Consider the following 10569-nt stretch of genomic DNA (forward strand, 5'->3'; position numbering starts at 1 on the left):
TCCCCCGTTCTCACATCGACCACAACACGCTCTGTAGTCACACGGAATCCGAACCGTTCCGGTCACCAAGCGATCATTCTGGCGCAGCTGATCGAGCGTCAATCGGGCACAGAAGCGACGTAATCGATGATTTGAGCAACTGGGCGTAGCAGTGCCTGCACGAAGCGTTATTCTCCTCAGACGCATTCCGGTGCCCCACCTTCGCTACGACGGGTGAATGGTTCCGTACTGCACGTGATGGAAGCTCTGCCTCTGGGAGTCCCGTGTACCCACACGTCGGGGTTGACGCCTCGGGCCTGGCTACGCTGCGCGCAACGGTCAAATCAGCCCAAGACCTGTTGCGCGGCTTCGTCCCCACCGCGTATGCCGTCCCCGCCCTCGCCGCGGCCGCCGTGCCCGCCGGTCCGTGCTACGCACTGGCCGAAGGAAGCGCCGCCGTCGGCAGACGAGCGCGGTCGTCCTCGTCCGGGGCCGCCGCCACCACCCACCGCCGCCCGGCCGCGGACAGCGACAGCGCCCGCATGATGGAGCTGGTCGAGCGGGCCCAGGCCGGCGAGGCCGACGCCTTCGGCCGGCTCTACGACCAGTACAGCGACACCGTGTACCGCTACATCTACTACCGCGTGGGAGGCAAGGCCACCGCCGAGGACCTCACCAGCGAGACCTTCCTGCGGGCGCTCAGGCGCATCGGCACCTTCACCTGGCAGGGCCGTGACTTCGGCGCCTGGCTCGTGACGATCGCCCGCAACCTGGTCGCCGACCACTTCAAGTCCAGCCGCTTCCGCCTCGAGGTCACCACCGGCGAGATGCTCGACGCCAACGAGGTCGAGCGCTCCCCCGAGGACTCCGTCCTCGAGTCCCTCTCCAACGCCGCCCTGCTGGAGGCCGTACGACGGCTCAACCCACAGCAGCAGGAGTGCGTGACCCTGCGTTTCCTCCAGGGCCTCTCGGTCGCCGAGACCGCCCGGGTCATGGGCAAGAACGAGGGCGCCATCAAGACGCTCCAGTACCGGGCCGTGCGCACCCTCGCCCGGCTGCTCCCCGACGACGCCCGCTGAGAGCCGCCCACCGAGGCGCTCACCCTTCATATTCCTCAAGTCACCACTGGTGAAAGTCCGTTGAGTCCGCCGCCCGATCATCCGCCGTCCGTAACCCAAGTGCCACGCCGCTCGTTGTGCGGGATGCAGGCTCCCTGTGGTCACTCCCTGGCCGACTCCGATCACCCGATCGGATGGTTCCGACCGGGGCGTGCAACCCTCAGGACCCCCTGGGGAGTCGACCGTGATGACGAGAGGAGGTGCCGCCAGTGATCGCGAACGTATCGGCACACCGGCGGGCGAACGCCTTCGCCCAGGCCCTGGAGGAGCAGTCGGATCCCGGGGCGGCGGCCGAGCAGTCCGGAGGGCCGGCGACCGCCGGGGCCACCGCGGAACCGACCGAGCAGGGTCGCCTGGTGACCCTCGCCCATGGTCTGGAGACGCTGCCCCGGCCCGAGCTGGATCCCGAGGTCAAGGTCGTCCAGCGGGCCCAGCTCGTGGCCGCCTTCGAGGCCATGCTGCAGGAGGGCACCGCGAGCGGCGGGGCGACGGACACGTCGGTACCGGAGCAGCGCCGGGCGCGCGGCACCCATCGGGCGGCCCCGCTGAGCAGGTTCCGGCCCCGTTCGCGGCTGGCCAAGGGCCTCACCGCGGGCGGGCTGAGCGTGAGCGTGGCCGCCGGTGCCTTCGGCGGAGTCGCCGCCGCCAGTTCGGACGCCCTGCCCGGCGACTCGCTCTACGGCCTCAAGCGCGGCATAGAGGACTTCCGCCTCGGCCTCGCCGACGGCAACGACGAGCGGGGCCGGGCCTATCTGGACCTCGCCTCGACCCGGCTCAGCGAGGCCCGTCGGCTGATGGAGCGCGGCCGCAGCGGCCCCCTCGACCACGAGTCCCTCGGCGAGGTCCGCCGCGCCCTGTCCGGCATGCGGCACGACGCCTCCGAGGGCCACCGCCTGCTCAGCGCGGCCTACGCCCACGACCCCGACTCGCTGGCCCCCATGCAGGCCCTCTCCGCCTTCTCCCGGTCCCACCGGGAGACCTGGGGAGCGCTGCGAGAACGGCTGCCCGTGCAGCTCGGGGACGTCAGTGAGCAGGTGTCGTCGGTGTTCGACGCCATAGACGACGACGTGGCCCCGCTTCAGTCCATGCTGCCGCAGCCGCCGGCCCAGGACGAGGACGGCGGGGACGACGGTCTGCCGGGCGGTTCCGGCTCGACGACCACCGACACCCCCGGCTCCGGTCACTCCTCGGCGCCCCGCACCGGCGACGAGGGCACGTCCGAGCGCGGGCGCTCGCAGTCCGGCCGGCCCAGCGAGTCCGCCGAGTCCGGCGACGAGAGCGACGGCCTGCTCGGCGGCGGCACCGGAGGCCTGCTCGACCCGCCGAAGGACGACAGCGGCACCGCCTCCCCGTCCACGGGCGGCAACACCCCGCCCACGGAGCCGGACGTCACCCTCCCGCCCCTCCTCCCGGGTCTCCTGCCCGGCCTGGGCATCGAGGCGGAGGACGCGGACTGAGCCGATGCGGCGCGTGTACGGCGGTGGGGCAGGCCCATCGCCGTACCGACCGTCAGAAGAACACCGACCGCGGGCTTCGGCCAGCTGCGCAACCGGGCTGCGTCCGCCGGCTCAGCGCCCCCACCACGCCGTCCAGGCACCGCCGTCTCAGAAGAACACCGACCTCCGCTGCACCAGCAACTTGTAGAGCGTGTGCTGGATCTGCTCTCTCACCTGGTCGGTCAGGTTGAACATCAGCACCGGGTCCTCGGCCGCCTCCGGCGCGTAGCCGTCCGTCGGGATCGGCTCACCGAACTGGATCGTCCACTTCGTCGGCAGCGGCACCGCGCCCAGCGGCCCCAGCCACGGAAAGGTCGGCGTGAGCGGGAAGTACGGGAAGCCCAGCAGCCGCGCCAGGGTCTTGGAGTTGCCGATCATCGGGTAGATCTCCTCCGCCCCGACGATCGAGCACGGCACGATCGGCGCCCCCTGCCGCAGCGCCGTGGAGACGAAGCCGCCCCGCCCGAACCGCTGGAGCTTGTAGCGCTCGCCGAACGGCTTGCCGATGCCCTTGAAGCCCTCCGGCATCACCCCGACCAGCTCGCCCTGCGCCAACAGCCGTTCGGCGTCCTCCGCACAGGCCAGCGTGTGGCCCAGCTTGCGTGCCAGCTCGTTGACCACCGGCAGCACGAACACCAGGTCCGCCGCCAGCAGCCGCAGGTGCCGGTCGGCCGGATGGTGGTCGTGCACGGCGACCTGCATCATCAGCCCGTCCAGCGGCAGCGTCCCGGAGTGGTTGGCGACGATCAGCGCACCGCCCTCGGCCGGGATGTTCTCCACGCCCTTGACCTCGACCCGGAAGTACTTCTCGTACACCGGGCGCAGCAGGGACATCAGCACCTGGTCGGTCAGCTCGGCGTCGTAGCCGAAGTCGTCGACCTCGTAGTCGCCGGTGAGCCGACGGCGCAGGAAGGACAGTCCGGCCGCGACGCGCCGCTCCAGGCCTCCGTCCTGGTCACCGCCGTCCTGGTCGCCGCCGTCGCCGACCGCCGACCGCGGCTCGGCCGACTCGTCCGGCCCGGGGGCGGGGTCCTGCGCGGCGGCTCCCCGTACGGGCAGCGGCTGTACGTCGCCCACCGGCCCGTCACCCACCGGCGCCGACTCCGCCGAGCTGCCCCTGCGCCGGTTCCCCGCGCCGCGGCTTCCCCGCGACCGGTCGTCGTCGAACGGAATGACCTTGGCGTCCGCCATCGTTGATGCGCTCCTCAGTTGGCGCTCTGCGTCGGGAGGTGACCGCTGCCCCGCAGGGACAGCTCCGCGATCCGGTCGACGGCCCCCGCGAGGGCCTCGGGCGGCAGCAGCCCGGCGCCGCGCCCGCGGGCGAAGTCCGCGAACGCCCCGGCCGTCGAGTACTTCGGCCGGAAGCCAAGCGTCTCGCGCATCTGCGTGGTGTCCACCACCCGACCGTGGGTGAGCAGCCGGATCTGCTCGGGGGAGAAGTCCGTCATCCCCAGCGTACGCACGAGCGAACCCGCCCAGGTGACCGCCGGCAGCAGCAACGGCACCGTGGGGCGGCCGAGGCGCCGCGAGCACTGCGAGAGCAGCAGCACACCGTCTCCGGCGATGTTGAAGGTCCCGCTGTTCAGCGTCCCCCGCCGCGGCTCGTCCGCGCAGACCCGCAGGGTCTCGATCACGTCGTCCTCGTGCACGAACTGCAGCCGCGGGTCGTAGCCGAACACCGTGGGCAGCACCGGCAGTCCGAAGTACGAGGCGAGCGGCGTGTCCGCGGCCGGGCCGAGGATGTTGGCGAACCGCAGCACGGTCACCGACACGTCCGGCCGCCGGCGCGCGAAGCCCCGCACGTACCCCTCGACCTCGACGGCGTCCTTGGCGAAGCCGCCGCTGGGCAGGGACTTGGGCGCGGTGGTCTCGGTGCAGACGGCCGGGTCGCGCGGCGCGGACCCGTAGACGTTCGTACTGGACTTCACCACCAGCCGCCGCACGGTCGGCGACTTCTGGCAGGCGCCGAGCAGCTGCATCGTGCCGATGACGTTGGTCTCCTTCACCGAGGCGCGACTGCCGCTGCCCAGCGGCGTGCCCGTCACGTCCAGGTGGACGACCGTGTCCGCACGCGTCTGGGCCAGCACGCGTCCGATGGCCGACTGCCGGATGTCCGCCTGGACGAACTCCGCGCCGCCCAGATGGTGCTCGGGCGCGACGGCGTCCACGCCGATCACCCGCTCCACACCGGGATCACGCTGGACGCGCCGGACGAACCGGCCGCCCAGCTGCCGGGCCACTCCGGTCACGAGCACGACCTTGCCCAAGATCAGCGCCTTCCTTCCGCCTGCACCGTAGCCTGCCGCGTTCCCCGCCTGCGGGCCAACTTAGCCGGTAGGTGTTGCGCCGTGATGACCGCAGGACGCGGCACATGACGAAAAATGACGGCCGAACGACTGTGGCCCCCCACCGGATGCGGTGGGGGGCCACAGACCACGCCGACGGCGCAGCGTCGCTTACTTCTTGTTGCGACGCTGAACGCGCGTGCGCTTCAGCAGCTTGCGGTGCTTCTTCTTGGCCATCCGCTTGCGCCGCTTCTTGATAACAGAGCCCACGACTATCCTCGCTCACTTCTCATCACTCGGTTGGTGAGCGCCATGGGCCCACACGACCTACGAGGGGCCAGCCTACCGGTCCGAGCGCTGAGGGTGTAATCGAGGGCCGTCAGGCCGTTTCCACCCCCACGTAGCTCTCGCGGAGGTACTCGTGAACCGCTTGCTCCGGGACGCGGAACGACCGTCCCACCCGGATCGCGGGCAGATGACCGCTGTGCACCAACCGGTACACGGTCATCTTGGACACGCGCATCACCGAGGCGACCTCCGCCACGGTAAGGAACTGAACCTCGTTCAGAGGCCTCTCGCCAGCTGCAGCCATGACACACCTGAACCTTCCGCACTCGACGGCCACCGGCTTCCCCTTCCGGTGACTCTTCGTCGCTGCGTGCTCACTCCCCAATGTAGGGGCGGGTGATGCGAATGGGGAAGAGGTGCACCCATCGCTTCCCTACCGTGACAGACACGCCCGATTGAGTACGTAGCGGGTAAGCGGTCGGTAGTACTCGGACCGCACAGCGTCATCAAGTGGAACGGCGACGGACACGAACCCCTCGGCCTCCCCCACGAAGAGCGCGGGATCGTCCGTATCGGCCGGACCGATCGCCTCGAACCCCAGCTGACCTGCTCCGCAGACCCACCCGTGGTCCCCGATCACCAACTCGGGCAGCGGCCCGCCACCCTCGGCCGCGGCAGCCAGCGCGGTCCGAACCGGCAGCGGCGAGTGCGTGTGCGCGCCGGGCTCACCACCGGCGCGCCCGGCACCGGGCTCCCGCACCAACGCGACTCCACGGACGTAGTCGAGGCGGTACGTGCGTAGACCGAACCGGGTCGTTATGTCGACAGAGCGACCCTGCGCCGGGGTGAGGACAGCACATCCCGCCGCCGACAGCGCCTCGGCCAAGGCGACGTAGAAGCCGAGCAGTCGGTGCGGGTGCCCGGTGCCGAGCAGCACCGGGGCCCGGCGTCCGGCGGCCGCCGCGAGCCGCCCGGCGAAGGCGTCCAGCGCCGCGAGGGTCCGGTCCGGGTCGATGACGTCCTGGCCCGAGACGTCACGCGGATCGGCCGAAACCCCGCACCTCTCCGCCATCAGCCCGAGCAGCTCACGCTGCCCCCACTCCCCCTCCGGATCGATCCCGATCAGCACCCGGGGATCCCGAGCGGCGAACAACCGGTATCTCCGCAGACTCGCCTCCCGAGAGGTCGCCACCACCCCGGCCAGCCGGACATCAAGAAGATGAGCCCGAAGAGCTCCACGGGTCAGCACACCCCCGATGCTGCCGTGTCACTCGGCGAGGCGAACAGGAAACGGGAGAATGTACGCACGGTCGGCGTAACCACTCAGCTGCGGGCAGTCGTGCCGCTGGGGCGGCACGGGTGGGCGCAGCGGCACCCCGCAACGCCGGGCTGCGCACCGACCCAGGCCCAGCACCAACGCCGGGCAACCAGAAAACCGCCCTCCGAGAAACCGCCCTACGCCAACAACCCCCGCAACGGAAACACCGCCCGCCGAGCCGCCCGCACCGCCTGATCCAACCGATCCGCAGGGTCGTACCCGGCGTCCCACGAGGCCCACGACACCGGCCACCGCCCATCAGTCATCCGCATTGGCCCCAGCTGCCGCGTCCGCGCGTACACCTCCTGCCGCCACCCCTCCGGAATCACCGTCTCCGGCTCCACCGGCCGCCCCGCCGCGACCCCCACCAGATGCGCCCACGACCGCGGCACCACCTCCACCACGGCGTACCCGCCGCCCCCGAGAGCCACCCACCGGCCCCCGGCGTGCTCGTGCGCCAGCTCGTGACACGCCACCTGCACCGCCCGCTGCGCGTCCAGCGACACCGCCAGATGCGCCAGCGGATCCTCGAAGTGCGTGTCGGCACCGTGCTGGGTCACCAGCACCTGCGGCCGGAACTCCGCGAGGACCTCCGGCACCACCGCGTGGAAGGCCCGCAGCCACCCCGCGTCCCCGGTCCCCGCAGGCAGCGCGACGTTCACGGCCGACCCCTCGGCGCAGTCCGCCCCCGTCTCCTCCGGCCACCCGGTCTGCGGGAACAGCGTCGCCGGATGCTCGTGCAACGACACCGTCAGCACCCGCGGGTCCTCCCAGAACGCCGCCTGCACCCCGTCCCCGTGGTGCACGTCGACGTCCACGTAGGCGACCCGCTCGGCCCCCAGCTCAAGCAGCCGCGCGATCGCCAGCGCCGCGTCGTTGTACACGCAGAACCCGGACGCCGCCCCCGGCATCGCGTGGTGCAGCCCGCCCGTGAAGTTCACCGCGTGCAACGCGTCCCCGCGCCACACCGCCTCCGCCGCCCCCACCGACTGCCCGGCGATCAGCGCGGACACCTCGTGCATCCCCGCGAAGGCCGGGTCGTCGACCGTCCCGAGCCCGTACGAACCGTCCGCCGACCGCGGATCCGCCGACGCCGCCCGCACCGCGTCGATGTAGTCCTCCCGGTGGACGAGCCGCAGCGTCGACTCCCCGGCCGGCCGCGCCGCGACGACCTCCACCTCCCGGTCGAGCCCGAGGGCACCGACCAGACTTCGCGTCAGGGCGAGCCGGACCGGGTCCATCGGATGCTCGGGACCGAAGTCATAGCCCGTTACTGCCTCGTCCCACATCAGCTGTGCGCGGCCGCTCATGCCCGCCACCGTATCGGTCCGGTTGACCCTCGAACGACCTGGCGTACACGACCGTCACCAGCACCAACACCATCGGCACGAGCATCGCCCCGCGATAGCTCCAGGCATCCCCGAGCGCGCCCACCAGCGGCGAACCGATCAGGAAACCGACGTAGTTGAACACGTTGAGCCGCGCCACCGCCGCGTCGGAAGCCCCCGGGCGACCGTCCTTCTCCGCCGCCAGCCGCCCCGCCGCCGCGAAGGTCTGCGGCACCAGCACACACAGCCCGAGACCCAGCAGGGTGAAGCCCAGCATCCCCGCCCAGGCCCCCGGCGCCGAGGCCACCACGGCGAACCCGCCCGCCGCGACGACCGCCCCGCCCCGCACCACCGCCACGGCCCCGAACCGACGCACACCGAAGTCCCCGAGGGCCCGCCCCACCAGCGTGGTCACCATGTAGACGTTGTACGGCACGGTGGCCAGCTGCTCGGAACTCCCCAGCACGTCCTGGAGGTACTTCGCGCTCCAGTTGGAGACGGTCGAGTCCCCGATGTACGCGAACGTCATCACCAGGCACAGCGGCAGCAGCACCTTGAAGCCGACACCCGAGCCGACTCCGCCCCCGCCCGTGACTTCACCCGTGACCTCGCCCTCCGCACCCGCACGGTCCCCGTCGACGTACCACCGGCTCCCCACCAGCGCGGCCGGCAACAGCAGCACCACCACCGGCAGATACGACACCCACAGCGCCAGATCCCAGTGCGCGCCCGCCCACGCCAGCGACGCCCCCAGAATCCCGCCCAGGCTGTACGCGGCGTGGAACCCGAGCATGATGCTGCGCCCGTACGCCCGTTGCAGGCTCACGCCGAGCATGTTCATCGACGCGTCCAGCGCGCCCACGGCCAGCCCGAAGACGGCCAGGGCGACGGCCAGCACCGCCACCCGGTCCCCCGCCCCGACACCGAGCAGCGCCAGCAGCACCACCGGCTGTGACCAGCGCAGCAGTCGACTCGGCCGCACCCGCCGCACCAGGCGCTCGCTCACCACGCTCCCGACCCCGGCCAGGATCGGTACGGCGGCGAGGAAGACGGGCAGCAGCGCGTCGGAGACGCCGTACCGGTCCTGGATGGCCGGGATACGCGTCACCAGCAGGGCGAAGGCGACACCCTGGGCGAAGAAACCGAACGCGAGCGAGGCCCTGCCGCGCCGCAGCACATCAGTCATGGCGGCGAGCGTAGGGCCCCGGCTTACCCGTGGGTAGATCCAACCAAAGATGAATTCTTCTCAGCTTCCAGGGACGCGTCGAGCGCATCGACGGCGTCGTCCGTGGTGACGGCGGCCCCGATCATGTGGACCATGGGCCCCGCCCCCAGCGCACCACTCACCACGAACGCGACCAGCATCGTCACGATCATGACGACCGTCCCGAGCCACACCATCCTGTCGACGGGCAACGCGTAGACCCCCACGATCCGCACCCCGCACTCACCGACGAAGGCGACGCCCCACACCGCCGAGAACCGCAGCTCCGCCCGCCTGAACGCCGGCGACTCGCGCCGCAGCCGCCCCCAGGCCGCCTCCCGGCCCGCGTCCCCCTTCACCAGCCACGGCTTCAGCGTCGCCGTCATCATCGGCCGCCCGAGCAGCACCGACCCCAGCAGCGCGAACCCGACCAGGCTGGTGACCGCGCTGTCCTTGGCCAGCATCAGCCGGGCGTCCCCCGTCCCGAAGCCGATCAGCAGCCCGGCCAGGTTGGCCAGCAGGATGAGCAACGGGAGCACGTTCACCTCCCGCTGCCTCAGCACCCCCCAACCGGTCCGCAGCACGGGCCCGACACTGCTCCATCCGAGCGCCGCGACCGCGCTCATCCCGAACGCGCCCGTCAGCAGGTAGTACGACCCGACGGGCACGCCCACGTCCAGGAGCAGCGACACGACGGTCCGAGACTTACGAGGCTTGGTCATGCACTCAGCTTCGCGGCCGGGCGGGGTCGCGCAGTAGAAACAACCGTCCAGATCCGCGCATGACAAATGTCAGGCCTCAGCCGCGCAACAGGTCGGCCAACTCCCCCATGTCCGCGAAGAGCCGAGTGGCTCCGTCGAGCTTCACGGCGGGCGTCATCGCGGTGAACCCGTACACGTCCATCCCGGCCGCTACGGCGGCCCGCACACCCAGCGGGCTGTCCTCGACCACGACACACCGCTCCGGCGCCACACCCATCCGCGCGGCCGCGTGCAGGAACAGATCCGGCGCCGGCTTTCCTCGCCCCACGTCCTGGGTACTGAAGATCCGCTCATCGTCGAACCACCGGTCGAGCCCGGCCTTCCGATGCCCCATCCGAATCCGCTCATGACTCCCGGAGGAGGCAACGCAGTACGCCACCCCGTCCGCGGCGAGCTTCTCCAGCACACCGACGGCACCCGGAACGGGCTCCAGCTCCCGCTCGAAGGCGGCGAACACCCGCCCGTGGAAGACGTCGTCGAAGTCCTCGGGCAGTCGCCGCCCCGTCCGCTCCAGCACGAGGTCGTGCACGCGGTGCATGGCACCACCCATGTAGTCCCGCAGCGAGTCCTCGTAGGACGTCGGGTGCCCCAACTCGGTGAGGTAGCCGGCCAACAGCCGGTTGGAGATCGGCTCACTGTCGACGAGAACACCGTCGTTGTCGAAGATAACCAAGTCGTAGCGCATACGGAGACCCTAAACGCAGAAAACCCCGCACCGTTCCCGGTGCGGGGTTTCCTCGCAATGATTGTTCGGCGGCGTCCTACTCTCCCACAGGGTCCCCCCTGCAGTAC

11 protein-coding genes are annotated in these 10569 nt (G+C 71.1%); 2 read left to right on the forward strand and 9 right to left on the reverse strand.

Annotated elements, in window-relative coordinates; genetic code table 11:
• Positions 1–263: 263 nt before the first annotated feature.
• Positions 264–1058, forward strand: coding sequence for an ECF subfamily RNA polymerase sigma factor, BldN family (locus ACFYZ3_RS33650; RefSeq protein ID WP_007443701.1), 795 nt, complete (start codon positions 264–266; stop codon positions 1056–1058).
• Positions 1059–1306: 248 nt separating this feature from the next.
• The gene (locus ACFYZ3_RS33655; protein WP_388525843.1) at positions 1307–2554 is read left to right on the forward strand and encodes a DUF5667 domain-containing protein; all 1248 of its coding nucleotides are present in this window, start codon (positions 1307–1309) and stop codon (positions 2552–2554) included.
• A gap of 147 nt (positions 2555–2701) precedes the next feature.
• On the opposite strand, the gene ACFYZ3_RS33660 is transcribed toward ACFYZ3_RS33655, so the two are convergent.
• From ACFYZ3_RS33660 to ACFYZ3_RS33700, 9 genes are all read right to left on the reverse strand, one after another.
• Positions 2702–3784, reverse strand: coding sequence for a lysophospholipid acyltransferase family protein (locus ACFYZ3_RS33660; RefSeq protein WP_388525846.1), 1083 nt, complete (start codon positions 3782–3784; stop codon positions 2702–2704).
• Positions 3785–3798: 14 nt separating this feature from the next.
• Entirely contained in the window at positions 3799–4860 is a 1062-nt protein-coding gene (locus ACFYZ3_RS33665) for an NAD-dependent epimerase/dehydratase family protein (protein WP_388525849.1), read from the reverse strand.
• 189 nt (positions 4861–5049) lie between these two features.
• Positions 5050–5148: a 30S ribosomal protein bS22 gene (locus ACFYZ3_RS33670; protein ID WP_003948845.1), complete on the reverse strand. Its 99-nt coding sequence runs from the start codon at positions 5146–5148 to the stop codon at positions 5050–5052.
• Positions 5149–5257: 109 nt separating this feature from the next.
• Positions 5258–5470, reverse strand: a complete 213-nt coding sequence (locus tag ACFYZ3_RS33675; protein ID WP_004984898.1) for a helix-turn-helix domain-containing protein — start codon at positions 5468–5470, stop codon at positions 5258–5260.
• Positions 5471–5599: 129 nt separating this feature from the next.
• Positions 5600–6415 carry a phosphatase gene (locus ACFYZ3_RS33680; RefSeq protein WP_388525852.1) on the reverse strand — a complete coding sequence of 272 codons (816 nt, stop codon included), beginning with the start codon at positions 6413–6415 and terminating at the stop codon, positions 5600–5602.
• A 206-nt stretch (positions 6416–6621) separates the two neighbouring features.
• The gene (locus ACFYZ3_RS33685) at positions 6622–7794 is read right to left on the reverse strand and encodes an acetoin utilization protein AcuC (RefSeq protein ID WP_388525855.1); all 1173 of its coding nucleotides are present in this window, start codon (positions 7792–7794) and stop codon (positions 6622–6624) included.
• The gene (locus tag ACFYZ3_RS33690) at positions 7745–8998 is read right to left on the reverse strand and encodes an MFS transporter (RefSeq protein WP_388525857.1); all 1254 of its coding nucleotides are present in this window, start codon (positions 8996–8998) and stop codon (positions 7745–7747) included. Before ACFYZ3_RS33690 ends, ACFYZ3_RS33685 begins: the two co-directional genes overlap by 50 nt.
• 23 nt (positions 8999–9021) lie before the next feature.
• The gene (locus tag ACFYZ3_RS33695; protein ID WP_388525860.1) at positions 9022–9738 is read right to left on the reverse strand and encodes a VC0807 family protein; all 717 of its coding nucleotides are present in this window, start codon (positions 9736–9738) and stop codon (positions 9022–9024) included.
• A 76-nt stretch (positions 9739–9814) separates the two neighbouring features.
• On the reverse strand, positions 9815–10462 hold the full coding sequence (locus ACFYZ3_RS33700) for an HAD family hydrolase (RefSeq protein WP_388525863.1): 648 nt from the start codon (positions 10460–10462) through the stop codon (positions 9815–9817).
• Positions 10463–10569 lie beyond the last annotated feature (107 nt).

The organism is Streptomyces sp. NPDC001599 (assembly GCF_042893535.1).
GTDB lineage: Bacteria > Actinomycetota > Actinomycetes > Streptomycetales > Streptomycetaceae > Streptomyces.